21 protein-coding genes are annotated in these 23,527 nt (G+C 73.9%); 3 read left to right on the top strand and 18 right to left on the bottom strand.

The window, feature by feature from the left end:
* The 6 genes from AB0B40_RS04490 to AB0B40_RS04465 form a co-directional block, all read right to left on the bottom strand.
* Nucleotides 1-545: DUF21 domain-containing protein (locus AB0B40_RS04490; RefSeq protein WP_362262772.1), on the bottom strand; the 545-nt coding region annotated here is incomplete at its 3' end.
* Between the two features lie 8 nt (nucleotides 546-553).
* A complete protein-coding gene (ybeY, locus tag AB0B40_RS04485; RefSeq protein ID WP_161298040.1) occupies nucleotides 554-1,051 on the bottom strand; it encodes an rRNA maturation RNase YbeY in 498 nt (165 codons plus the stop codon).
* Nucleotides 1,052-1,063: 12 nt separating this feature from the next.
* A complete protein-coding gene (locus AB0B40_RS04480; RefSeq protein ID WP_345057916.1) occupies nucleotides 1,064-2,143 on the bottom strand; it encodes a PhoH family protein in 1,080 nt (359 codons plus the stop codon).
* Nucleotides 2,144-2,276: 133 nt separating this feature from the next.
* A complete protein-coding gene (locus AB0B40_RS04475; RefSeq protein WP_362262768.1) occupies nucleotides 2,277-3,434 on the bottom strand; it encodes a PfkB family carbohydrate kinase in 1,158 nt (385 codons plus the stop codon).
* Between the two features lie 69 nt (nucleotides 3,435-3,503).
* On the bottom strand, nucleotides 3,504-4,793 hold the full coding sequence (locus tag AB0B40_RS04470; protein ID WP_362262765.1) for a glucarate dehydratase family protein: 1,290 nt from the start codon (nucleotides 4,791-4,793) through the stop codon (nucleotides 3,504-3,506).
* A complete protein-coding gene (locus tag AB0B40_RS04465) occupies nucleotides 4,790-5,686 on the bottom strand; it encodes a 5-dehydro-4-deoxyglucarate dehydratase (protein WP_362262816.1) in 897 nt (298 codons plus the stop codon). The genes AB0B40_RS04470 and AB0B40_RS04465 overlap by 4 nt, the downstream gene beginning before the upstream one ends.
* A gap of 275 nt (nucleotides 5,687-5,961) precedes the next feature.
* Here AB0B40_RS04465 and AB0B40_RS04460 point away from each other — a divergent pair, with 275 nt between their 5' ends.
* Nucleotides 5,962-7,422 (top strand): MFS transporter, encoded by a 1,461-nt coding sequence (locus AB0B40_RS04460; protein WP_362262762.1) that lies wholly within the window; start codon nucleotides 5,962-5,964, stop codon nucleotides 7,420-7,422.
* Here the strand turns inward: AB0B40_RS04460 and AB0B40_RS04455 are convergent.
* The 10 genes from AB0B40_RS04455 to hrcA all read right to left on the bottom strand — a co-directional run bounded on the left by AB0B40_RS04455 (nucleotide 7,395) and on the right by hrcA (nucleotide 18,254).
* Complete coding sequence (locus tag AB0B40_RS04455) at nucleotides 7,395-8,399, bottom strand: adenosine deaminase (RefSeq protein WP_345057928.1); 1,005 nt, start codon at nucleotides 8,397-8,399, stop codon at nucleotides 7,395-7,397. The genes AB0B40_RS04460 and AB0B40_RS04455 overlap by 28 nt on opposite strands.
* A gap of 20 nt (nucleotides 8,400-8,419) precedes the next feature.
* A complete protein-coding gene (locus AB0B40_RS04450) occupies nucleotides 8,420-9,325 on the bottom strand; it encodes a ribonuclease Z (protein WP_345057931.1) in 906 nt (301 codons plus the stop codon).
* Nucleotides 9,326-9,331: 6 nt separating this feature from the next.
* Complete coding sequence (locus AB0B40_RS04445) at nucleotides 9,332-9,685, bottom strand: histidine triad nucleotide-binding protein (RefSeq protein ID WP_345057934.1); 354 nt, start codon at nucleotides 9,683-9,685, stop codon at nucleotides 9,332-9,334.
* A gap of 118 nt (nucleotides 9,686-9,803) precedes the next feature.
* Nucleotides 9,804-13,034, bottom strand: coding sequence for a PDZ domain-containing protein (locus tag AB0B40_RS04440; protein WP_362262758.1), 3,231 nt, complete (start codon nucleotides 13,032-13,034; stop codon nucleotides 9,804-9,806).
* Between the two features lie 46 nt (nucleotides 13,035-13,080).
* A complete protein-coding gene (locus AB0B40_RS04435; protein WP_345057940.1) occupies nucleotides 13,081-13,593 on the bottom strand; it encodes a hypothetical protein in 513 nt (170 codons plus the stop codon).
* Between the two features lie 128 nt (nucleotides 13,594-13,721).
* Nucleotides 13,722-14,114, bottom strand: coding sequence for a VOC family protein (locus AB0B40_RS04430; protein ID WP_345057943.1), 393 nt, complete (start codon nucleotides 14,112-14,114; stop codon nucleotides 13,722-13,724).
* A gap of 15 nt (nucleotides 14,115-14,129) precedes the next feature.
* Nucleotides 14,130-14,882 (bottom strand): 16S rRNA (uracil(1498)-N(3))-methyltransferase, encoded by a 753-nt coding sequence (locus tag AB0B40_RS04425; protein ID WP_345057946.1) that lies wholly within the window; start codon nucleotides 14,880-14,882, stop codon nucleotides 14,130-14,132.
* Entirely contained in the window at nucleotides 14,879-16,000 is a 1,122-nt protein-coding gene (locus tag AB0B40_RS04420; RefSeq protein ID WP_345057948.1) for a nitronate monooxygenase, read from the bottom strand. The genes AB0B40_RS04425 and AB0B40_RS04420 overlap by 4 nt, the downstream gene beginning before the upstream one ends.
* A 100-nt stretch (nucleotides 16,001-16,100) precedes the next feature.
* Entirely contained in the window at nucleotides 16,101-17,237 is a 1,137-nt protein-coding gene (gene dnaJ / locus AB0B40_RS04415; protein WP_345057951.1) for a molecular chaperone DnaJ, read from the bottom strand.
* Nucleotides 17,238-18,254 carry a heat-inducible transcriptional repressor HrcA gene (gene hrcA, locus AB0B40_RS04410; protein WP_345057954.1) on the bottom strand — a complete coding sequence of 339 codons (1,017 nt, stop codon included), beginning with the start codon at nucleotides 18,252-18,254 and terminating at the stop codon, nucleotides 17,238-17,240.
* A 161-nt stretch (nucleotides 18,255-18,415) separates the two neighbouring features.
* Here hrcA and AB0B40_RS04405 point away from each other — a divergent pair, with 161 nt between their 5' ends.
* Both AB0B40_RS04405 and AB0B40_RS04400 read left to right on the top strand, forming a co-directional pair.
* A complete protein-coding gene (locus tag AB0B40_RS04405; RefSeq protein WP_345057957.1) occupies nucleotides 18,416-19,138 on the top strand; it encodes an MBL fold metallo-hydrolase in 723 nt (240 codons plus the stop codon).
* A gap of 68 nt (nucleotides 19,139-19,206) precedes the next feature.
* Complete coding sequence (locus AB0B40_RS04400) at nucleotides 19,207-20,010, top strand: DUF3097 domain-containing protein (protein WP_345057960.1); 804 nt, start codon at nucleotides 19,207-19,209, stop codon at nucleotides 20,008-20,010.
* A gap of 87 nt (nucleotides 20,011-20,097) precedes the next feature.
* Here the strand turns inward: AB0B40_RS04400 and hemW are convergent, their stop codons facing one another.
* Together hemW and AB0B40_RS04390 are read right to left on the bottom strand one after the other, a co-directional pair.
* A complete protein-coding gene (gene hemW, locus AB0B40_RS04395) occupies nucleotides 20,098-21,330 on the bottom strand; it encodes a radical SAM family heme chaperone HemW (RefSeq protein ID WP_345057962.1) in 1,233 nt (410 codons plus the stop codon).
* Nucleotides 21,331-21,356: 26 nt separating this feature from the next.
* Nucleotides 21,357-23,183: a SpoIIE family protein phosphatase gene (locus AB0B40_RS04390; RefSeq protein ID WP_362262750.1), complete on the bottom strand. Its 1,827-nt coding sequence runs from the start codon at nucleotides 23,181-23,183 to the stop codon at nucleotides 21,357-21,359.
* Nucleotides 23,184-23,527: the final 344 nt, after the last annotated feature.

Raw genomic sequence — 23,527 nt, 5'->3', positions numbered from 1 at the left:
TCGATCAGGGACTCCTTCTCGGCGAGGTCGACCAGCGCGCGCAGCTCCGCCTCGGAGGCGAAGGGGCCGCGCCGGAAGCCCTTGCCGGGGGTGAGCGCGTTGCCGATGAGGATCAGCAGGGACGGGATGGGCCCCAGGACCCGGGCCAGCGGCAGCAGCACGTACGCCGCCGCCGTCGCCGTGTTGAGGGGGTGCTGGCGGCCGATGGTGCGCGGGGAGACGCCGACGGCGACGTACGACACCAGGACCATGACGCCGATGGCGACCAGCAGGGCCTGCCAGGTGGCCTGGAACTCCTGGAGGCAGGCGTAGGTGACCAGCGCGGCGGCGGCCATCTCGCAGGCGACACGGACCAGCAGGGCCAGGTTGAGATAGCGGGTGGGGTCGGCGGCGATCTGGGCGAGCCTGGCGCCGCCCCGCCGGCCGGACTTCACGGCCTCCTCGGCGCGGAAGCTGGAGACGCGCGCGAGGCCCGCCTCCGCGCAGGCGGCGAGCCAGGCGACGACGACCAGCGCGATCGCGCCGACCACGATCTGCAGGGACATGGGCGCGGCTACGAGACGGTCGGCGCCGGGGACGGCCCGGTCAGGCCGCGCTCGGCCCGCCAGCCGTCCACGATGGCGGCCTGGAGCCCGAACATCTCGGCCTTCTCGTCGGGCTCCTCGTGGTCGTATCCGAGCAGGTGCAGCACACCGTGGACGGTGAGCAGCTGCAGCTCCTCGTCCATGGAGTGCTGCGTGGGCGCCTCGGCCCCCTGCTTGGCGGCGACCTCCGGGCACAGCACGATGTCGCCGAGCAGCCCCTGCGGCGGCTCGTCGTCGTCCTTGGACGGCGGCCGCAGCTCGTCCATCGGGAACGACATGACATCGGTCGGGCCCGGCAGGTCCATCCACTGGATGTGCAACTGCTCCATGGCCTCGGCGTCCACGACGATCACCGAGAGCTCGGAGAGCGGGTGGATGCGCATCCGCGCGAGCGCGTAGCGGGCGATGTCGAGGACCGCCTGCTCGTCTACCTCGGTGCCGGACTCGTTGTTGACGTCGATCGACATGGTCGTGCTGGTCTACTTCCCCTTGGGAGCCTTGGCACCGGACTGGCGACGGCCGCCCTTGGGAGCGCCGTTCTCGGTGCCGTACTGGCTGTCGTACTTCTCGTACGCGTCGACGATACGGCCCACCAGCCTGTGCCGGACGACATCGTGGGACGACAGCCGGGAGAAGTGGACGTCCTCGACGCCCTCCAGGATCTCCTGCACCTGCCGCAGCCCGGACTTGGTGCCGTTGGGCAGGTCGACCTGGGTCACGTCGCCCGTGATCACGATCTTCGACTCGAAGCCGAGGCGGGTGAGGAACATCTTCATCTGCTCGGGGCTCGTGTTCTGGGCCTCGTCCAGGATGATGAAGGCGTCGTTGAGCGTACGGCCGCGCATGTAGGCGAGCGGCGCGACCTCGATCGTGCCCGCGGCCATCAGCCTCGGGATCGAGTCGGGGTCGAGCATGTCGTGCAGCGCGTCGTACAGCGGGCGCAGATAGGGGTCGATCTTCTCGTAGAGCGTGCCGGGCAGGAAGCCGAGCCGCTCGCCGGCCTCGACCGCCGGCCGGGTCAGGATGATCCGGTTGACCTGCTTGGACTGCAGGGCCTGCACGGCCTTGGCCATGGCCAGGTAGGTCTTGCCGGTACCGGCCGGGCCGATGCCGAAGACGATGGTGTGCTTGTCGATCGCGTCGACGTAGCGCTTCTGGTTGAGGGTCTTGGGACGGATCGTGCGGCCACGCGAGGACAGGATGTTCTGCGTCAGGACCTGCGCCGGGGTCTCGGGCCCGTCGCTCGTCCCGTTGTCGCTCGCCTTGAGCATGGCGATCGAGCGTTCCACTGCGTCCTCCGTCATCGGCTGCCCGGTGCGGAGCACCAGCATCATCTCGTCGAACACGCGCGAGATCAGGGCGACGTCGGCGGGATCGCCGACCGCGCTGATCTCATTGCCCCGGACATGGATGTCGGCCGCCGGGAAAGCCCTCTCGATCACGCGCAGGAGGGAGTCACCGGAACCCAGCACGGTCACCATGGGGTGCTGGGCGGGGACGGTGAACTGCGCTCTCGCCTGCTCCTGCGCGGGTGTGTGAGCTGTGGGTGTCTGTGTCATGGGCCGGCGCTGAAGGCCTGCGCTTCCTCCTCGTCACGGCCGCGTAGCTGAGGGCGGCCTCGCACTGTCCAGAGTACGACGGGGGGCTGACAACACCGTAGGGCTTTTCCCGGGCCGCCGCCCGGCCGGTACGTCAGCCGGACCGGCCGAACCCGATGGTCGGCACCGCCCGGCGCAGCGGCCAGGGCCGGTCCAGCCGCTCCGGCACCAGTCCCTCCAGGAACGCGTACCGCTGCAGCGCCTTCGGGTCCTGGCCGGGAAGGGACTGCACCCGCCGCCACCACGCCCCGATCTCCGACCATCCCGGTGCCGACAGCGACCCCCCGAACTCCTGCACCGACAGCGCGGCCGTCAGCCCCGCGAAGGCCAGCCGGTCCGCCAGCGGCCACCCCGCCAGGGAGCCCGTCACGAACCCGGCGACGAAGACGTCTCCCGCCCCGGTCGGGTCGAGGGCCTCCACGGCGATCGCGGGCACCTCGGCCGCCTCCCCGGTACGCCGGTCCACCGCGTAGGCCCCCTCCTCACCGAGGGTGACCACGGCCACCGGCACGTGTTCGCTCAGGGCGTGCGCGGCGACCCGCGGGCAGTCGGCGCCGGTGTACCGCTTGGCCTCCTCCGCGTTCGGCAGGAACGCCTCGCAGTGCTCCAGGTCGGCGAGGCCGGACAGGTCCCACGCGCCCGTCTCGTCCCAGCCGACGTCGGCGAAGATGCGGGTGCCGGCGCGGGCGGCCTCGGCGATCCACGGCGCGCTGCGGCCCGGGGTGAGGGAGGCGACGGCGGCCCTCGCGCGGGGCGGCCGGGCCTGGGCGCGGTCCTGGACGAACACGCCGTGGGAGGGCGGTTCGTGCCCGTGGGAGACCATGGTCCGCTCGCCCTCGTAGGCCATGGACACGGTCACCGGGGAGTGCCAGCCGGGCACGGTCCGTGACGCCGACAGGTCGATGCCCTCGCCCTGCTCCAGCGCGTCCCAGCAGTACTCGCCGTAGTGGTCGTCGCCGAAGGCCGCGGCGAGGGCGGTCCGCAGGCCGAGCCGGGCCAGCGCGGCGGCCATGTTGGCGACCCCGCCGGGGCTGGAGCCCATGCCCCGGGCCCAGGACTCGGTGCCGCGTACCGGCGCCGAGTCCAGGCCGGTGAAGATGATGTCGAGGAAGACCGTGCCGGTGAGGTAGACGTCCCAGGGCGGGTCGCCGGGGGCGCGCAGCGCGGCGAGCGGGTCGACCTGGGCCTTGCGGCGCCCGGTCTGTGTGAGGTGTTCCGGTTCCTCTCCGGTGAGGGTGTGCGACGGCGTCACGGTGCGCTCCCTGGCGTGGTGCGGTTCTGGCCAGTGTGCACCAGTCGCGCACCGGGAACCGTGCGCCGGTCACCAGCGGGGCATCACCGGTGTCCGCCAGTCCGGTTCGGCCGTCCGCATCGCCGCCGCGTCGTCGCGGTCCCGCAGCGGGCCGTCGTCCTCGGCCCACCGCCGGTGCAGCCGGGCGAGTTCGTCCCGGTCCAGTTCGACGCCGAGGCCGGGCGCGTCGGACACCGCGACCCGGCCGTCCACGAAGGCGGTCCGCCGCGTGAGGACGTCCTCGGACTGCCAGGGGTAGTGCGAGTCGCAGGCGTGGTGGAGGCCGGGGACCGTGGCGGCCACCTGGGTCATCGCGGCGAGGCTGATGCCCAGGTGTGTGTTGGAGTGCATGGACACCCCCACCCCGAAGGCGGCGCAGACCGCGGCGAGGCGCTGGGTGTTGCGCAGCCCGCCCCAGTAGTGGTGGTCGGACAGGACGACCTGGACGGCGCCCTCGGTGAACGCCTCCCTGATCTCGCCGAAGGTGGTCACGCACATGTTCGTGGCGAGCGGGACCTCGGTCCGCGCCGCCACCTCGGCCATCGCGGGCGTGCCCAGCGTCGGGTCCTCCAGGTACTCCAGGACGTCCCCGAGTTCCTCCGCGACCTTCAGCGAGGTCGCCACCGACCAGGCGCCGTTGGGGTCCAGGCGCAGCGGGTGTCCGGGGAAGGCGCCGGCGAGGGCGCGGACGGCGGCGATCTCCTCGTCGGGCGGGAAGACGCCGCCCTTGAGCTTGAACGAGCCGAACCCGTACCGCTCCTGGAGCCGGCGGGCCTGTTCCACCACCCCGGCCGGGTCGAGCGCGGCGCCCCACTCGTCCGGCTCGGCGGCCACGCCCTCGGGATGCCCGGCCCACTTGTAGAAGAGGTAGGCGCTGTACTCGACGGTGTCCCGCACCTTGCCGCCCAGCAGCGCGTGCACGGGCAGGCCGAGCGCCTTGCCCTGGGCGTCGAGACAGGCGACCTCGAAGGCGGAGAGTACGGACAGCCGCAGTTTGTCGGCGGTCTGCACTCCGCGCAGGCCGCCGGCGTCCGTCTGGCCGTCGATCCGGGAGGAGTCCACGGCGAGGTCGATCTCGAAGAGACCGTTCACGTCCATGACCGACCGCCCGGTGAGCCGTTCGGCCAGCGGCCGGGCCAGTTCGAGGTACTTGGTGTCGCCGTAGGTCTCGCCGAGCCCGGTGATCCCGTCGGCGGTGACGATCTCCACGATCAGCCGGGGCGTGTACGGCTGGTGCACGCCCTGGGTGTTGAGCAGGGGCGCGTCGGCGACCAGGATCGGGGTCAGCCGCACCTCGGCGATGGTCAGGTCACGGGTCACAGGGAGGCTCCCACGAGGTCGAGTCCGGCGGTGAGGAGAGCCCTCAGCTCGGCGAGGTCGGCGGGCGAGGGGTCGGTGAGCGGGGCGCGCACGGGTCCGACGCGCTGCCCGCGCAGCCTGGCCGCCGCTTTCACCAGGGACACCGCGTACCCGGGCGCGCGGTCGCGGAGTTCGACGAACGGGACGTAGAAGTCGCGCAGCAGTTTGTCGACGGTGCCGTGGTCCTCGTCCCGCAGCGCGGCGAAGAAGGCGTCGGCGATCTCGGGCGCGAAGGCGTGGACGGCGGAGGAGTAGGCGGGGACGCCGACGGTGGCGTAGGCGCGGGCCTGGATCTCGGCGGTGGCGGCGCCGTTGAAGAAGAGGAAGCCGTCCGGCGCGGCGAGGGTGAGGCGCTGGAGCCGGTCGAGGTCGCTGTGGCCGTCCTTGAGGCCGATGACGTTCGGGATGCGGGCGATGCGCCGCAACGCGTCACCGCCGTAGGCGACTTGGCCGCGCTGGTAGGCGATCAGCGGCAGCCGGGTGCGGGCCGCGAGCCGCTCCAGCTGGGCGGCGAGGCCGTCCTGCGGGGCGTCGGTCAGATAGTGCGGCAGCACGAGCAGGGCGTCGGCGCCCGCCTCCTCGGCGATCCGCGCGAACCGGGCGGCCTGCGCCCAGCCGTATCCGGTGCCGGCCACCACGGGCAGGCGCCCGGCCGCCTCCTCGACGGCGATGGTGACGACGGTCCGGTACTCGTCCTCGTCCAGCGAGAAGAACTCACCGGTGCCACAGGCCGGGAAGAGGGCGCCGGGCCCGGCGGCCAGCCGGTCGGCCGCGTGGGCGCGGAAGCCGTCGGGGTCGAGGGTGCCGTCGTCGTGGAAGGCGGTGAGCGGGAAGGACAGCACGCCGCGTGCCATCCCCTCCCGCAGTCGCCGCACCACGTCCTGCGGAGCCGGGTCGCCGCCCACCAGACCATCTCCTCTTGTGAATAGCGTCTACATATGAGAACGCAGGCTAGGCGCTTCTACCCGCCGGCACCACCCCCAAACGTGACCGTGGCGTGGATCACACCCACCGGCCTTCTACGCCGATCCACGTGCTTGATACAACTTGCTCGCGCGTTCCTGTCCGTCGACGGTCGTCGCCCAACCCCCTCTTCCGCACCGTCCTTTCGCCTGCCCTGGGAACGCCCGTGTCCGCCCCCCGCACCCTGCCCTGGCCCCTCGTCGCCCTGTTCACGGCCGGGTACCTCGCCCCCTACCTGCTGCCGACCACCGTCGGCAGACTCGACAGCGGGCTTCCGCTCACCGCCACCCAGGCCGGCGCCATCGGCAGCGCCCTCCTGCTGAGTTCGGCGACCGCGGGTTTCCTGCTGGCCTCCCGTGCCGACCGGTTCGGCCCCCGCGCCCTCGCCCGCACCGGCCTCGCCCTCGCCGCCGCCGGCTACGGCGGCGCGGCCCTCACCGCCGCCGTACCGGCCGTCGTCGTGGGCGCGGTCATCGGCGGATTCGGGTCCGGTACGGTCACGGCGGTCGCCGCGAGCGGCATCGCCGCCCTGGGGGCGCCCGCCGCCCGGACGCAGCCGAGAGCCTGGGACCCGCACCGGGTCACCACGCTCGGTCTGCTCGGCGTCTCGGCCCTCGCGGGCGCCCTGTACCTGACGATCCCCCGCCTCGGCCCCGGCCATGGTCAGCCCCTGGCCGCCGTCGCGCTGACCGCGCTCGCCGTCTGGCCGCTCACCGGCCGGCTGCCCGGCCGTACGGCACCGGCCCGGCCGACCGCCGGCCGCGGCCGGCTCCCGCGCCCGCGGGCCGGACTGCTGCTGACCGCCGCGCTGCCGTTCTGGTCCCTGGCCCAGAACTCCCTCTGGGGGGTCAGCGGCCGGATCGGGCTGGACCAGGCCCGTCTCTCCGAGGTCACCGTGGGCGCGGTGTTCGCGGTCGCGCTCGGCGCCGGGCTCGTCGGGGTCGTCGGCGCGGGCGCACTCGGGCAGCGGCTGGGCCAGGCCGTGCCCATCGGCGCCGGTACGGCACTGATCGCGGTCTGCATCGCGCTCAGCGCGTCGGCGCGGGACCTCCCGGCCTTCGCGGCGGGCGAGATCTCCTGGAACCTGCTGTACCCCGTCGTCCTGTCGTACGTCATCGGCCTGGCCGCCTCCCTCGACCCGCGCGGGCGGTGGGCGGTCCTGGTCGGCTCGGCGTCCTCCCTGGGGACCGCGGCGGGCCCGCTGACGGGGAGCGTGCTGGCGGCGGGCACCGGCTTCCCGGTGATGGGGAGGCTGCTCGGCGCCGGGCTGCTGCTGGTCGCCGTACCGATGACGGCGGTGGCACTGCGGGCCGGCAGGCGCACCCCGCACGGGGAGATCCCTGTCGTGGACATCCCTGTCGTGGAGATCCCTGTCCTGGAGATCCCTGTCCTGGAGATCCCTGTCCTGGAGATCCCTGTCAGGGAGACCCCGGTCGTGGAGATCCCTGTCAGGGAGACCCCGGTCGTGGAGACCCCGGTCGTGGAGATCCCGGTCGTGGAGATTCCCCTCGCCGGCGTCCCCGCCCCGCAGGCCCCCGCCGTGGAGATCCCGGTCGTGGAGGTGGCGTTGGGGACGCCCGCCGTGCCCGCTCAGCGCGCCTACGACACCGCGTCGGCGAACACGTAGGCGTCGACCTCGGCGAGGCAGCGGGCCCTGCGCTCCTCGTCGTCCTCCAGGAAGGAGGCGAGGAAGGAGTTGCGGGCCAGCTCGCGCAGCCGGTCCTCGCCCAGGCCCAGGGTCTCCCGCACGGCACGGAAGTTGTCCCCCACGTACCCGCCGAAGTACGCCGGGTCGTCGGAGTTGACGGTGCACAGCAGGCCGGCGTCGAGCATGGCCGGCAGCGGGTGGTCGGCCAGGGTCTCCACGGCCCGCAGCCGGACGTTGGACAGCGGGCACAGGGTGAGCGGGATGCGCTCCCGGACCAGCCGCTCGACCAGCGCCGGGTCCTCCAGGCAGCGCAGGCCGTGGTCGACGCGCTCCACGCCGAGCAGGTCCAGCGCCTCGGTGATGTAGGCCGGCGGCCCCTCCTCACCGGCGTGCGCGACCCGGCGCAGCCCGAGCTCGGCGGCGGCCCGGTACACCTCCCGGAACTTCGCCGGCGGATGCCCGACCTCGGCCGAGTCCAGGCCGATCCCGGTGATCCGGTCCAGGTACGGCGTCGCGGCCTGCAGCGTCTCCAGCGCCGAGTCGGCGGACTCGTCACGCAGGAAGCACATGATGAGCCGGGTGGAGACGCCGTGGTTCCGCTCGCTGCCGCCGAGCGCCCGCCACAGCCCCTCCACGACCGTGCCCAGGCTCAGGCCCCGCGCGATGTGGGCCTGCGGATCGAAGAAGATCTCCGCGTGCCGCACCCCCTGGGCGGCGGCCCGGGCGAGGTAGGCGTCGGCCAGGTCGGCGAAGTCCTGCTCGGTGCGCAGGACCGTCATCAGCTCGTAGTACAGGTTCAGGAAGGACTGCAGGTCCTTGAACCGGTAGGCCGCGCGGAGTTCCTCGGTGTCCGCGTACGGCAGGGTCACGCCGTTGCGGGCGGCCAGCTCGAACGCCAGTTCCGGTTCCAGGGTGCCTTCGACGTGGAGGTGCAGTTCTGCTTTCGGGAGGGGCATCGAAGCATCGTACGGGCGCCTCACCGCCGTTTCGGAACCGGCACCCGCAGCAGGTCGTGGGCCACCGTCAGCTCCCCCTCGAACCCGGCCGCCCGCGCCTGCCGCGCGAACTCCGCGGGCTCGGAGTAGCGCTGGCTGAAGTGGGTGAGGACGAGGTGCCGTACGCCCGCGTCCCGGGCCACGGCGCCGGCCTGCCCGGCCGTCAGATGCCCGTGGTCGGTGGCGAGTGCGATGTCCTCGTCGAGGAACGTGGACTCGATGACGAGCAGGTCGCAGCCTTCCGCGAGCGCGTGCACGCCCTCGCAGAGCCGGGTGTCCATGACGAACGCGAAGCGCTGCCCGCGCCGCACCTCGCTGACGTCCTCCAGCGTCACGTCCCCGAGCCGGCCCTCGCGCTGCAGCCGGCCCACGTCCGGGCCCCCGATCCCGTACGCGGCGAGCCGCTCGGGCAGCATGCGGCGGCCGTCGGGCTCGGTCAGGCGATAGCCGTAGGACTCGACGGGGTGGGACAGCCTGCGCGCTTCCAGCGTGTACGACGGGGTCACCGCGACGGGGCCGTCGGCGGCGACCGGGTCCTCGGTGAGGCGGACCGTCTCCCGGTAGGCCGTGGCGTACCGCAGCCGGTCGAAGAAGCGCTGACCGGAGCGCGGGTAGTGCGCGGTGACCTCGTGCGGGACCTGGTCCAGGTTGATCCGCTGGATGACTCCCGCGAGGCCGAGACAGTGGTCGCCGTGGAAGTGCGTGACGCAGATCCGGTTGAGGTCGTGGGCGGCGGCCCCGGCGCGCAGCATCTGCCGCTGTGTGCCCTCGCCGGGGTCGAAGAGGATGCCCTCGCCGTCCCACCGCAGCAGGTAGCCGTTGTGGTTGCGGTGCCGGGTCGGGACCTGGCTGGCGGTGCCCAGGATCACCAGTTCACGGACGGACATGGCGAGTTACCCGGGCGGCCACTGCAGGCCACGGCCGCCCAGGACGTGCGCGTGGGCGTGCCAGACGGTCTGACCGGCGCCGCTGCCGGTGTTGAAGACGAGGCGGTAGCTGTCCAGCTTCTCCTCGTCGGCCACGGTCTGGGTCTCGCGCAGGACGTCCGCTGCGATGTCCGGGGCGCCTGCGGCCAGGTCGGCCGCGTTCTCGTAGTGGGCCTTGGGAATCACCAGGACGTGGGTGGGTGCCTGGGGGTTTATGTCCCGGAAGGCCACGGTCGTTTCGGTCTCGCGGACGATCGTCGCCGGGATCTCACCCGCGACGATCTTGCAGAACAGGCAGTCGTTCCGCGGTTCGCCGGCCATACGCTGCGCTCGCTTTCACCAGTGATCGTCAGGGGGCATCGTAGTCGTTCGGGTGCGGGGCGTCGGCGGGTCGTCGCGCCCCGCGCGGGAGCGGCGTGACGGCACGGCCCCGCGCCGCTCAGGCGGGCATGCTCGGGGGCGTCTTCGCGGGACTGCTCTCCAGCGCCTGAAGTGCGAGCGCGATCGCCGCGTCGAGCTGGGCGTCCCGGCCCGCCGCCCAGTCCTGTGGCCGCTGGACGACCTCCACGTCCGGCTCCACCCCGTGGTTCTCCACGTCCCAGCCCTGGCCCTCCAGCCAGATCGCGTACTTGGGCTGGGTGACCAGCGTGCCGTCGACCAGGTGGTAGCGGCTGTCGATGCCGATGACCCCGCCCCAGGTGCGGGTGCCGACGACCGGTCCGATGCCGAGGGCCCTGATCGCCGCGTTGACGATGTCGCCGTCGGAGCCGGAGAACTCGTTGGCCACGGCGACGACCGGGCCGCGGGGCGCGTCCAGCGGGTAGCTGGTGGGGCGCATGCCGCGGGCGAGGTCCCAGCCGATGATCCGGCGGGCCAGCTTCTCGACCACGAGCTGGGAGGTGTGCCCGCCCCGGTTCTCCCGGACGTCGACCACCAGACCTTCCCGGGCCACCTCCACGCGCAGGTCGCGGTGGATCTGTGCCCAGCCGGGGGCGTGCATGTCCGGGACGTGCAGGTAGCCGAGCCGGCCGGCGGAGGCCGCGTGGACGTGGGCCCGGCGGTCGGCGACCCAGGCGTGGTAGCGCAGGGGTTCCTCGTCCGCCACGGGGACGACGACGGTGTGGCGGGGTTCGCCGCCGGCGGCCGGGGAGACGGTCAGCTCGACGGGGTGGCCGGCCGTGCCGACGAGGAGGGGGCCGGGGCCCGTCACCGGGTCCACGGGGTGACCGGCCACGGCGATGATCGCGTCACCCGGGCGTACCGCCACCCCGGGCGCGGCGAGCGGGGAGCGGGCGTCCGGGTCGGAGGTCTCCGCCGGCAGGATCCGGTCCACGCGCCAACTGCCGTCCGGCCGCCGGGAGATGTCGGCGCCGAGCAGGCCGAGCCGGGCGCCTCCGGAACCGCCGGGCGGGGTGACGTAGGCGTGCGAGGTGCCGAGTTCGCCGTGCACCTCCCACAGCAGGTCGACCAGGTCGCTGTGGGTGGCGAGGCGGCCGAGGAGGGGCCGGTAGCGGTCGAGGACGCCGGTCCAGTCGACACCGCCGAGGTCGGGCCGCCAGAAGTGGTCGCGCATGAGCCGGCCGGTCTCGTCGTACATCTGCCGCCACTCGGCGGCCGGGTCGACGGTCTGGCGGACCCGGGCGAGGTCGACGGTGACGCTGGTGTCGCCGTCGTCGTCGGTGCCGGTCCGGTGGTCGCCGGGCACGACCCGGAGCCGGCCCCGGGTCCACAGCAGGACGCGCCGGCCGTCGCCGCTGACCTCGAAGTGGCCGACGTCGGAAGCGAGATTCTCCAGGCGCCGCCGGTCGAGGTCGTACCGCTCCAGCTCGGTGTGCGGGTCGGGGTCCTCGGGGCGGGCGCGGGAGGTGCCGAGGACACCCTGCACGGGGTGGCGCAGCCAGAGGACGCCGTCCCTGGCGGCACGCAGCGTGGAGTAGCGGCCGGCCTCCACCGGGAAGGGCACGATCCGGTCGGCGAGCCCCTCGGGGTCGACGCGGGTGGTGGGGGTGCCCTCGCTGTCGGGGGTCTCGTCCTTGTCCGCGGTCTCGACGGGGCGGCCGTGGCGTTGCGGGCCGAAGGGCGAGGGGGTGGTGGCGGCCAGGGTGATCAGGTGCGGGCGGGCACCGGCCACGAAGGCGAGGTCGAAGACGTGTTCGTCGTAGACCGGGTCGAAGGCGCGGTGGGAGAGGAACGCCAGGTGTCTGCCGTCGAGGGTGAAGGCGGGCGCGTAGTCCTGGAAGCGGAGCGGCGTCGCCTCGATGACCGACAGGTCGGTGGTGTGGGCGATGCGCAGCTGGGACAGCGGGCGGGGGCCGGGGTGGGCCCAGGCGAGCCACGCGGAGTCGGGGGAGAAGGCGAGCCCGGAGCACTCGCCGTCGTCGCTGCGGTCCACCTCCCGGACCTCGCCGGTCTCCCGCTCGACCAGGAGCAGTCTGCCGTCGTGCGCGGCCACGGCGGCCCGGCTGCCGTCGGGGGCCACGGCCAGCTCCAGCACCCGGCCGAGCTGTCCGGCGGCCAGGCGGCGCGGGGGCGCCCCGGGCACGGTGCCGGTGGCGGGGGCGAACTCCAGGGAGTCGTCGCCCTCGGCGTCCGTCACCCACACCGCCCACTCCTCGCCCTCGGCGCGGAAGGCGCGCGGCAGCCGGGCGCGGACACCGGGGGTGGCGGCCAGGGCGCGGGCGGGGCCGGAGCGGTGGGTGACCCAGTGGACCCCGCCGCGCACGCAGACGGCGCTGCCGCGCGCGGTGTGGTCGGGGGACGCCTCGCCGAACCAGCGGGAGCCGTCGACCGGGTAGGGCCGCAGGTCGACGCGGGGTCCGCCGAGCCGGATGTCCAGCCGGCGCGGCTCGGCGCCCGCCAGGTCGTCCAGCAGCCAGAGTTCACCGGCCCGGCAGTAGACGGCCCGGGTCCCGTCGCCGGCCGCGTGCCGGGCGTAGAAACCCCCGAGCGGTGTGTGCCGGCGCAGGTCGGAGCCGTCGGCGAGGGAGGAGTAGAGCGCGCCGGTGCCCTCGTGGTCGGAGAGGAAGGCGATGCGCTCGCCCGCCCACACCGGGCACTCGACGTTGCCGTCGATCTCCTCGTGCAGCCGTACGAACTCCCCGGCGCCCTCCTCGCCTTCGGCGGCCCGCGCGATCCACAGCTTGCCGGCCGTACCGCCCCGGTAGCGCTTCCAGTAGGCGGCCTCGCGACCCATCGGCACGGACAGCAGCACGGTCGCCGGTCCGTGGGCCACGGCGCCGACCGGCCCGTACGGCAGGGTCTCGGCCGGTCCGCCGTCCAGCGGGACGGCGTGGGCCCAGGTGTGCCGCGAGCTGGGCCGGCCGTGCGCGCCGAGCGCGAGCACCCGCCCGTCGGCGGTCCAACCGCACACCTCCGTAAGGCGGTTGCCCCAGTACGTCAGACGCCGGGCGGGGCCGCCGTCGACGGGGGCGACATGCACCTCGCGGGCGCCGTCCCGGGCGGAGGCCCAGGCGAGGTGGCCGCCGTCCGGCGAGAACCGGGGCTGGGCCACCGGCACGTTGTCGGCGCTGACCCGCCAGGCCCGGCCGCCGTCGAGCGGCGCGAGCCACACGTCGTCCTCGGCGACGAAGGTCACCAAGTCACCGTGCAGATGGGGGAATCGGAGATAGGAGGAGCCTGCCGTGGTTCCCGTCGGAGCACCCTGAGTCACGCGGTCACTCTACGCAGCGGCCGGTGCGCCCGCTCCCGGTTTCGGATCACTTGCCCGGTACGGGCCAGACGGTCCGGGTGACCGTGACGGTCACGGTGGGCCGCGGCTGTCCCGTGGGCGGGCGGTACGTCGGCCCCGGCCCGGCCGCGCAGTCGCCGAGCCCGTTCACGTGGAACACCTGTCTGCCGCCGACCTCGGCCCTGAGGTCCCCGCGCACACACGCGCCGTCGACGGCCTTGGTCACCCGCCCGGTGACGACGATCTTCCGCCTGTCGCCCGTCTCGCCCCTGCAGTCGACGGAGACGACGGTGGTCTCGGTCGGCGAGGGCGAGCCGCCCTTGCCGCCGCCGTCGTCACGACCGCCGGTACAGGTGAGCCAGCTGACGTCCACGTGCCGCCGTTCCAGCGCGGCGGTCGCCGTCCGGTCGGTGGTGTACGCGACGGTCGCGGATCCCAGACCGCCCGGTTGGCACGCCACCGCGGCACCCGCCGCCAGCACGACGAGCCCCGCCACGGCCGGCGTCCGCAGCCGGCGCCGTCTCCCTCTCCATGCCCCCATGTCCGGCAGAGTGCCACCGGCCCGCACGGTACGGAAGGCCGCATACGGCCACTCACTCGTTCGTGGTGCCGTGCCCCGCGGCCCGGCGCCCGGTCGTCACCGGCCCGGGCGGCCGGCGGTGACGGGTGTCAGCCGCGCAGCAGCAGCCACTGCTGGAGTTCGACCAGGTTGCCCTCGGGGTCCTTGAGGTGGGCGACGCGCATGCGGTCGGTCATGGGGGCCGGGCCGTGCAGCAGGGTGGCGCCCCGGGAGGTGATCTCGGCGCAGTAGGCGTCCAGGTCGTCGACGCGCAGGACGACCAGGGAGCGGTGACCGGTGGCGGTCTCGCCCAGCTCGTTCAGGACCTCGGCCATCATCGAGCGGTCCTGCAGCGCGATCCCGGCGGAGCCGGCGTGCGGGCTGAACTTCTCGTACGGTCCCCCGGTCGCGCCGGACTGCGGCCTGAGGCCGAGGACATCGGCGTAGAAGCGGTAGCAGCCGGCGAAGTCGGTGACCAGAAGCCGTACTTGGGCGAGTTCCACGGTGTCCCCCGGGTGTCAGGACCAGCGGCCGGTGCGGCCGAGCAGCAGGGCCACGGCGGCGGTGCCGGCGGTGGATGTACGCAACACGGTGGGACCGAGCACGCACGCCTTCGCGCCCGCACCCTCGAACAGCGCCAGCTCGTCCCGCGCGACGCCGCCTTCCGGGCCGACGACCAGCACGATCTCGCCCTCGGCGGGCAGTTCGGCGGTCGCCAGCGGCAGGCTCTCGTGCCCGAAGTCGGAGTGCAGCACGGCGGCGAAGTCGGCCTTGGCGAGAAGTGCGGCAACCTGTTTGGTGCTCGCCGCGTCCGTGACCTCCGGGAAGCGCAGCCGGCGTGACTGCTTGCCGGCCTCGCGCGCGGTGGCCCGCCACTTGGCGAGCGCCTTCAGACCCCGGTCGCCCTTCCACTGGGTGATGCAGCGGGCGGCCTGCCAGGGCACGATCGCGTCGACACCGGTCTCGGTCATGGTCTCCACGGCCAGTTCGCCGCGGTCGCCCTTGGGGAGGGCCTGGACGACGGTGATCCGGGGGCTTGGCTCGGGCTCCACCGGGAACTCGAACGGCTCGACGACCATGTGGTCCTTGCCCGACACGCTGACGACGACCCCGGCGGCCCCCCGCCCCATGCCGTCGGTGAGCACCACGTCCTCCCCGGGCTGCAACCGCCGCACGGAGACCGCGTGCCGGCCCTCGGGGCCCTCGACGTCGACGACCGAGCCGGGGCCCACGCCCTCCAGCGAGTCGACGACGAACACCGGCGCGGTCATCGCCCGTCACCCCCGGCCGACAACGCTGTCCTGGCGGCGTCGAGTTCCTCGGCCAGCACCTCCACCAGCCGCCCGGCCGGCAGCTCCCGGGCCATCCGGTGACCCTGCCCCGCCCACAGGGACATGCCCTGCGCGTCCCCGGCCTTGGCGGCGGCCTTGCGCAGCGGCGCGGTGAGGTGGTTGACCTCCGGGTAGGCGGCGGGGGCGTACGGGCCGTGCTCGCGCATGAAGCGGTTGACCAGGCCGCGGGCCGGGCGGCCGGAGAAGGCGCGGGTCAGCTCGGTGCGCGGGAAGAGGGGGTCGGTCAGCGCCCGCTTGTGCTGGACGTCCGCACCGGACTCGTGGGTGGCGAGGAAGGCGGTGCCCAGCTGGGCCGCGCTCGCGCCCGCCGCGAGGACGGCGGCGATCTGGCTGCCGCGCATGATGCCGCCGGCGGCGACGACCGGAATGCCCACGGCCTCCCGGATCTGCGTGACCAGCGACAGCAGCCCGATGCCGGAACCGTCGTTCTCCGGGAGGTCCCGGTGGGTGCCCTGGTGCCCGCCGGCCTCCACGCCCTGCGCGATGACCGCGTCCGCCCCGGCCCGCTCGACCGCGCGGGCCTCCTCCACGGTGGTGGCGGTGGCCAGGGTGAACGTCCCGGCCCGGCGCAGTCTGTCCAGCACCTCCCGGCTCGGAGCGCCGAAGTGGAAGGAGACCACCGGGACCGGGTTGTCGAGCAGGACGGCGAGCTTGGCGTCGTAGCCGTCGTCCCGGCCGCTGTCCGGGTCGCCCAGTTCGGTCTCGTACCAGGCGGCCTCGCCGGCCAGCTGGTGCGCGTACACCTCGACGGCACCGGCGTCCGGGGGCGCGGCGGCGGCCGCTGCGGTGGAGCCGGGGCCCGCACCGGGGTGCGGGGGCTGCGGCATGAAGACGTTCACGCCGAACGGACGGCTCGTGAGGGCCCTCAGCTGCTTGATCTCCTGGTACATCCCGTCGGCGGTCTTGAGTCCGGCGGCGAGGAACCCGAGGCCACCGGCCTCGGAGACGGCGGCGGCGAGCTGCGGGACGGAGACACCGCCCGCCATGGGGGCCTGCACGATCGGATGGTGAAAGAGACCGGTCAGCGCGGAGGACATGACGGCATGTTGTCACGTCCTCCGAACAAGTCCGAATCCGGCCGCCCCCCGGCATAGGACAGCGGCATACGGGGTGCCGAGGCACCCCGACCCGTCCGCGTCAGCGCCCGTTGAACGCGTCCTTCAGCCGCGAGAACAGCCCCTGCTGCCCCGGCTGGAACTGGCCCTGGGGCCGTTCCTCGCCGCGCAGCTTGGACAGCTCGCGCAGCAGACGCTCCTGCTCGGGGTCCAGCTTCGTCGGGGTGGTGACCTCGACGTGCACGATCAGGTCGCCCCGGCCGCCGCCGCGCAGGTGCGTGACACCCCGGCCGTGCAGCGGGATCGACTGGCCGGACTGGGTGCCGGGCCGGATGTCGACCTCCTCCATGCCGTCCAGGGTCTCCAGCGGCACCTTGGTGCCGAGGGCCGCCGCGGTCATCGGGATGGTGACCGTGCAGTGCAGGTCGTCGCCGCGCCGCTGGAAGGTGGAGTGGGGCAGCTCGTGGATCTCGACGTACAGGTCACCGGCCGGACCGCCGCCCGGGCCGACCTCGCCCTCACCGGCGAGCTGGATCCGCGTGCCGTTGTCGACACCGGCCGGGATCTTCACGGTGAGCGTGCGCCGCGAGCGGACGCGGCCGTCGCCGGCGCACTCCGGGCAGGGGGTCGGCACGACCGTGCCGAAGCCCTGGCACTGGGGGCAGGGCCGGGAGGTCATGACCTGGCCCAGGAAGGACCGGGTGACCTGCGAGACCTCGCCCCGGCCGCGGCACATGTCACACGTCTGGGCCGACGTGCCCGGCGCCGCGCCCTCGCCGTTGCAGGTGTTGCAGACGACGGCGGTGTCGACCTGGATGTCCTTGGTCGTGCCGAAGGCCGCCTCGTCCAGCTCGACCTCGATCCGGATCATCGCGTCCTGGCCGCGGCGGGTGCGCGAGCGCGGCCCGCGCTGCGACGCCGTGCCGAAGAACGCGTCCATGATGTCCGAGAAGTTGCCGAAGCCACCGGCGCCGAAGCCGCCCGCGCCCGCGCCGCCCGACTGGGAGAGCGGGTCGCCGCCGAGGTCGTAGACCTGCTTCTTCTGCGGGTCCGACAGCACCTCGTAAGCGGCGTTGATCTCCTTGAACCGCTCCTGGGTCTTCGGATCGGGGTTGACGTCCGGGTGCAGCTCGCGCGCGAGCCGACGGAACGCCTTCTTGATCTCATCCTGCGACGCGTCGCGGCGCACGCCGAGAACGGCGTAGTAGTCCGTGGCCACTTACGACTCCGCCAGGATCTGTCCGACGTACCGTGCCACTGCGCGTACCGCTCCCATCGTTCCCGGGTAGTCCATGCGGGTCGGTCCGACCACGCCGAGCTTGGCAACCGCCTCGCCGCCCGAACCGTAGCCGACCGACACGACGGACGTGGAGTTGAGTCCTTCATGGGCGTTCTCGTGGCCGATGCGCACGGTCACGCCCGGGTCCTTCGCCTCGCCGAGGAGCTTGAGGAGCACCACGTGCTCCTCGAGGGCCTCCAGGACGGGCCGGATCGTGAAGGGGAAATCGTGTCCGAAGCGGGTGAGATTGGCGGTGCCGCCGATCATCAGCCGCTCCTCGTTCTCCTCCACCAGTGTCTCCAGGAGGGTGGAGAGCACCGTGGAGACCGTACCGCGGTCCTCCGGCTCGAAGGCGTCCGGCAGGTCCTCGACCAGCTTCGGCACATCCGCGAACCGGCGGCCGGCGACCCGGCTGTTCAGCCGCGCCCGCAGATCCGCCAGCGCGCTCTCGCCGAACGGCGCCGGGCAGTCGACCATCCGCTGCTCGACCCGGCCGGTGTCCGTGATCAGCACGAGCATCACGCGCGCCGGAGCGAGCGAGAGCAGCTCCACGTGCCGGACGGTGGACCGGGTCAGCGACGGGTACTGCACGACGGCGACCTGCCGGGTCAGCTGCGCGAGCAGCCGCACCGTGCGGGCCACGACGTCGTCGAGGTCGACGGAGCCCTCCAGGAAGTTCTGGATCGCCCGCCGCTCGGGCGCGGTCATCGGCTTGACGCCCGCGAGCTTGTCCACGAACAGGCGGTAGCCCTTGTCGGTGGGGATGCGCCCCGCACTGGTGTGCGGCTGGGCGATGAACCCCTCGTCTTCCAGGGCCGCCATGTCGTTGCGGACGGTCGCCGGGGAGACGCCGAGGTTGTGCCGCTCGGTGAGCGCCTTGGAACCGACCGGCTCCTCGGTGCCCACGTAGTCCTGGACGATGGCGCGCAGAACCTGAAGCCTGCGTTCACTCAGCATCCGCGCACCTCCAGCACGTCGTCCCCTCGTCCCTGCGGGTCGTCCGCCTGGCACTCTTCCCACGTGAGTGCCAGCATTCCCCGGCCCAGTGTACGGCTGTCGGGTACACACTGGGCAAGGTCGGGGCCTCCGTACCGGGTCGTACCGCTAGCGTCGCCGGTATGACCGTGACTTGGGAAGAGCTGGGGTGGGAACGGCTGGCCGCCGGGGTGGGGCGGTGCCGGCTGCCGGGCTGGGACTGCACCGCCGGCCTGGTGGTGGGCGCGGGGACGGCCCTCATGGTGGACGCCGGGTCGAGCCTCGCCGAGGGGGCGCGGCTGCGGGCGCGGGCGCAGGAACTGGCCGGCGGCCGTGTGACCCATCTCGCTCTGACCCACCCCCACTTCGACCACGTCTTCGGGGCGTCCGCGTTCGCCGGCGCGGAGGTGTACGCGGGCGTGGGCGCCGACACCGTGTTCGCCCACGACCGCGAGGAGCTGCGCGGGGACGCGGTCCGCAACGGGCTCCCCGCGGCGGACGCGGACGAGGCGGTGGACGCGCTGGTCACACCCCGGCACCTGGTCTCCGGCGAGTGGACCCTCGACCTCGGCGACGGCCGGCAGGCGCTGCTGGCCAACGTGGGGCCCGGCCACACCGCGTACGATCTCGTGGTCCTCGTCCCCGGCTCACCCGAGGTCGTCTTCTGCGGTGACCTGGTGGAGGAGTCGGGCGAGCCCCAGGCAGGCCCGGACGCGGTCCCGTCCCGCTGGCCGGACGCGCTCGACCGGCTGCTGGCGCTCGGCGGCGAGGACGCGCTGTACGTGCCCGGTCACGGAGCGGTGGTCGACGCGGGCTTCGTACGGCGTCAACGCGACGCCCTGGCAACGCGTTTCGGCGTGATCTGAGCGGCTCCCGCCGGCCGTTCCCGGCGTGTCGTGCGCGCCGCCGTTCGGCTTTGCCTATCGTCATCCGAATGCGCCAGTACTCCGCCGACCTCACCCCGCCGTGGAAGAAGCCGAAGGCCGTGCCGGAGGTGGCGGCCGAGCCGGGCCTGGTGGTGGAGGAGCCCGGCACCGGGTTCTGCGGGGCGGTGATCCGCTGCGAGGCCGGCACGGTGACCCTGGAGGACCGCTTCGGCAAGCACCGCGTGTTCCCGCTGGAGCCGCGCGGGTTCCTGCTGGAGGGCAGGCCGGTGACGCTCGTACGGCCGTCGACGGGCCCCGTCCGCCCCACCCGTACGGCATCCGGTTCGGTCGCCGTCCCGGGCGCCCGCGCGCGCGTGGCCCGGGCCGGCCGCATCTACGTGGAGGGCCGGCACGACGCCGAGCTGGTCGAGAAGGTGTGGGGCGACGACCTGCGCGTCGAGGGCGTGGTCGTGGAGTACCTGGGGGGCGTGGACGACCTGCCGGCGATCGTCGGCGAGTTCGCCCCGGGCCCGGACGCCCGCCTGGGCGTCCTCGTGGACCACCTGGTCCCGGGCACGAAGGAATGGCGGATCGCGGAGTCGGTGACCAGCGACCACGCCCTGGTCGTCGGCCACCCGTACATCGACATCTGGGAGGCGGTGAAGCCGTCGGCCCTGGGCATCCGGGCCTGGCCGAAGGTCCCGCGGGGCCAGGACTGGAAGACGGGCGTGTGCCGGGCCCTGGGCTGGCCGGAGAACACGGGCGCCGTGTGGCAGGCGATCCTGGGCCGGGTGGGGTCGTACAAGGATCTCGAGCCGGAGCTGCTGGGACGGGTGGAGGAACTGATCGACTTCGTCACGGCACCGGCGTAGGCGTCGGTCCGCCCGGCGTTCACCGTGGGCAGGCGTCGGTCCGGCAAACGTTCACCGTGGGCAGGCGTCGGTCCGCCCGCGTGGGGGTCAGTCCACCAGGTCCCGCACCACCGCGTCCGCCAGCAGCCGTCCCCGCAGGGTCAGTACGGCCCGCCCCTCGTCGTACGGGCCGCCGTCCAGCAGCCCGTCCGCCAGCGCCCGGCGGGAGGCCGCGAGCCCCTCCTCCTTCAGGAGGGACAGCGGGACGCCCTCCCGCAGCCTCAGCTCCAGCAGGATCCGCTCCACCCGGCGGTCCTCCTGCGACAGCAGCTCCCGGCCCGCGCCCGGGGAGCGGCCGGCGGCGAGGGCCGCCGCGTACGCGCCCGGGTGCTTCACGTTCCACCAGCGCACCCCGCCCACGTGCGAGTGCGCCCCCGGTCCGGCGCCCCACCAGTCGGCGCCCCGCCAGTACAGCTCGTTGTGCAGGCAGCGGCCCGCCTCGGAGGCGGCCCAGTTGGAGACCTCGTACCAGTCGAAGCCCGCCCGGCCCAGTGCCTCCTCGGCGATCAGGTACCGGTCGGCGTGGACGTCGTCGTCGGTCATCGGGATCTCGCCCCGGCGGATCCGGCGGGCGAGCTGGGTGCCCTCCTCGACGATGAGCGCGTAGGCGCTGACGTGGTCGGGGCCGGCGCCGAGGGCGGCCTCCAGGGAGGCCCGCCAGTCGTCGTCGCTCTCCCCCGGCGTGCCGTAGATCAGATCCAGGTTGACGTGCTCGAAGCCCGCCGCCCGCGCCTCCGCCACGCACCGCTCGGGGCGGCCCGGCGTGTGCGTGCGGTCGAGGACCCTCAGCACGTGCTGCCTCGCGCTCTGCATGCCGAAGGAGATCCGGTTGAAGCCGCCCTCGCGGAGGGTGGCGAGGTAGGCGGGGTCCACCGACTCCGGGTTCGCCTCCGTGGTGATCTCCGCGTCCGGGGCGAGCCCGAACTCGGCGCGGATCACGCCGAGCATCCGTACCAGGTCGTCGGCGGCCAGCAGCGTGGGCGTCCCGCCGCCGACGAAGACCGTGCGGACCTCGCGCGGGTCGTCGCCCAGCACCTTCCGCGCCAGCCGGATCTCGTCGGCGAGGGTGTCCGCGTAGTTGTCCCGGGAGGCGAGCACGCCGCCCGTGCCGCGCAGCTCGGTCGCGGTGTAGGTGTTGAAGTCGCAGTAGCCGCAGCGGGTCGCGCAGTACGGGACATGGAGGTAGAAACCGAGCGGGCGGCCCGCGGCCCCGGCGAGCGCGTGCGCGGGCAGCGCGCCGTCGGCGGGGACGGGCTCGCCGTCGGGGAGTGCGGAAGGCATGCCCCCATTGTCCCGTACCGGTGGCGTTACTCCGCCTGGAGCACCAGCAGGGCCAGATCGTCCTCGGGAGCGCCGCCGCCGAAGTCGTGGACCAGGCGGCGGATCCTTTCGGCGATCAGCTCGGCACTGAGCCCGGCGCACCCGGACAGGGCACGGGCGAGCCCGTCGCCGTCGTCGAACTGGCGGGAGCCGGAGCGCCGCTCGGTCACCCCGTCGGTGACGCACAGCAGGCTGTCCCCGGGCCGCAGCAGCAGGGTCTCGCTGGTGTACGTCTCGTCCTCCACGACGCCGAGGAGGGTCTGCGGGCGGGCGGCGGTGCGCACGGTGCCGTCGGGGCCGAGGACGAGCGGCAGCGGGTGGCCGGCGGAGGCGAGGGTGCAGCGGACCCCGCCGTCGTACGGCGTCAGCTCGCCGTACAGCAGGGACAGGAAGCGGGTCTGCGGGCCGTCGCCGGAGGCCGGGGACCGGCCGCCTGCGGTGACCAGGGCGCGGGCGGCGGCGTCGGCGGCCTCGGTGGCGTCGTCCAGGAGGAGCTGGTTGAGGCGGTCCAGGACATCGGCGACGCGGTAGCCCTCGCGGGCGAGGAGGCGCAGCCAGGGGCGGGCGAGGCCGATCACCACGGCCGCCTCCGGGCCCTTGCCCTGGACGTCGCCGACGGCGAAGCACCAGCGGCCGTCGCCCGCCGGGAACAGGTCGTAGAAGTCGCCGCTGGGACCGCCCGTGTCGCAGGGTTCGTAGACGAGCGCGCTGCTCACGCCCGGGATCTCCGCGACCGCGCCGGGCAGCAGGCCGCGCTGGAGGACGGCGCTGATGGTGGCCTGGCGGGCGTACTGGCGGGCCGCGCCGATGGCCAGGGCGACGCGCCGGCCGAGGTCCTCCACCAGCCCGGTGACCTCGTCGGGGAAGCCGGCCCGCCCGCACCGGCCGATGACCAGCACGCCGAGCGGCCGGCCGCCCGCGATCAGCCGGTACGACAGCGCCGTCCCGTGGGCGCCCTGCGGGCCGAGGGCGTGGCCGGGCCAGGGGTAGGGCTCGGGGCCGGAACGCAGTCCGTCCGGCGGGCCCGGCGGCTCCTTCTCCAGGGCGCACCGCAGCTCCTCGATGCGGGCCTCGCTGGCGTGCCAGACCCGGGCGGGCCCAGCGTCGGCACCGCCGCGCACGGTCGCCTCGTCCTCCAGCCAGACCGCGCACCAGTCGGCGAGCCGGGGGACGATCAGCTGGCCGGTGAGCGCGGCGACCAGGTTCTCGTCCAGCTGTCCGGCGAGCAGGTCGGATGCCTCGGCCAGGAAGGACAGCGCGCCCCGGCCGAGCCAGTCCCGGTCGCCGTCGGCGCGGTGCGGCTGCGGGGCGAGGACCTCGGCGACCTCCAGGGCGGGGCCCGGGGCGGGTACGTCCAGGGCCTCGCTGCCGCCCGGGGGCAGCCGCGCCCACACGGTCTTGGCGCCGGAGCGGTAGGTGACGCCCCAGGACTCGGCGAGCTGGGCGACGAGGCGCAGGCCGCGCCCGTACTCGGGGGTGTCGTACGGCACCTCACCGCCCATGGCGTCGCGCGGGGCCCGTGAGGGGTGCTGGTCGCCCACCTCGATCACGAACGCGCCGCCGGCCTCCAGCCGCCAGTCGACCTGTACGTCGGTACCGGCGTGCACGACGGCGTTGGTGACCAGCTCGCTGACGACGGCCATGGCGTCGTCGACCAGCCGGGCCGGGACGCCGGGCGCCTCGGCCAGCGCGGCACGCACCAGGGCGCGGGCCGAACCCGGGGCGACGGGGCTGCCGGGGAGAGTGGTCCCGCCCCGCCTCTCGCCGGGCCGGGCCTCGCTCTCCCGCTGCGTCGGTATGGCCGCCGTGTCCATGCCGCCAGGGTGACAGAACGGCGGGGGCGATAAGCGGTGAGTCACTGAAGTGAACAGCAGACGCACACATTCGAGCGAGGACGAACCGAAGCCAAACACCGAAGGTCGCCCCGAACCCACCCGAGGCCGCGGCCCCACGCCGGCCGGGCGGATACCGCGGCCGCGGGCGGGACCGCGCCGGCCGGCCGGGAACGCGTAGGACAGACGGGATGCCCATTGGCCGAGGCCGGATGCCCCTCGACTGAGGGCGGATGCCCCTGGCCGAGGGCGGATGCCCATTGGCTGCGACCGGATGCCCCCGGCTGAGGGCGGATGCCCATTGGCTACGGCCGGATGCCCCCGGC

Origin of the sequence: Streptomyces sp. NPDC042638 (genome assembly GCF_040647235.1) — a bacterium.
Lineage (GTDB): Bacteria > Actinomycetota > Actinomycetes > Streptomycetales > Streptomycetaceae > Streptomyces > Streptomyces rameus.
The sequence above is the reverse complement of the archived record's forward strand: the minus strand, read 5'-3'. Positions and strand labels throughout refer to the sequence as shown.

Excerpts from the sequence above, each read along its gene's own strand:
- ybeY (WP_161298040.1), bottom strand. The coding sequence starts at position 1,051 with ATGTCGATCGACGTCAACAACGAGTCCGGCACCGAGGTAGACGAGCAG.
- AB0B40_RS04480 (WP_345057916.1), bottom strand. The coding sequence starts at position 2,143 with ATGACACAGACACCCACAGCTCACACACCCGCGCAGGAGCAGGCGAGA.
- AB0B40_RS04465 (WP_362262816.1), bottom strand. The coding sequence starts at position 5,686 with ATGGCACGCGGCGTGCTGTCCTTCCCGCTCACCGCCTTCCACGACGAC.
- AB0B40_RS04455 (WP_345057928.1), bottom strand. The coding sequence starts at position 8,399 with ATGCCCCTCCCGAAAGCAGAACTGCACCTCCACGTCGAAGGCACCCTG.
- AB0B40_RS04450 (WP_345057931.1), bottom strand. The coding sequence starts at position 9,325 with ATGTCCGTCCGTGAACTGGTGATCCTGGGCACCGCCAGCCAGGTCCCG.
- AB0B40_RS04445 (WP_345057934.1), bottom strand. The coding sequence starts at position 9,685 with ATGGCCGGCGAACCGCGGAACGACTGCCTGTTCTGCAAGATCGTCGCG.
- AB0B40_RS04435 (WP_345057940.1), bottom strand. The coding sequence starts at position 13,593 with ATGGGGGCATGGAGAGGGAGACGGCGCCGGCTGCGGACGCCGGCCGTG.
- AB0B40_RS04425 (WP_345057946.1), bottom strand. The coding sequence starts at position 14,882 with ATGACCGCGCCGGTGTTCGTCGTCGACTCGCTGGAGGGCGTGGGCCCC.
- AB0B40_RS04420 (WP_345057948.1), bottom strand. The coding sequence starts at position 16,000 with ATGTCCTCCGCGCTGACCGGTCTCTTTCACCATCCGATCGTGCAGGCC.
- hrcA (WP_345057954.1), bottom strand. The coding sequence starts at position 18,254 with ATGCTGAGTGAACGCAGGCTTCAGGTTCTGCGCGCCATCGTCCAGGAC.
- AB0B40_RS04405 (WP_345057957.1), top strand. The coding sequence starts at position 18,416 with ATGACCGTGACTTGGGAAGAGCTGGGGTGGGAACGGCTGGCCGCCGGG.
- AB0B40_RS04400 (WP_345057960.1), top strand. The coding sequence starts at position 19,207 with ATGCGCCAGTACTCCGCCGACCTCACCCCGCCGTGGAAGAAGCCGAAG.
- hemW (WP_345057962.1), bottom strand. The coding sequence starts at position 21,330 with ATGCCTTCCGCACTCCCCGACGGCGAGCCCGTCCCCGCCGACGGCGCG.
- AB0B40_RS04390 (WP_362262750.1), bottom strand. The coding sequence starts at position 23,183 with ATGGACACGGCGGCCATACCGACGCAGCGGGAGAGCGAGGCCCGGCCC.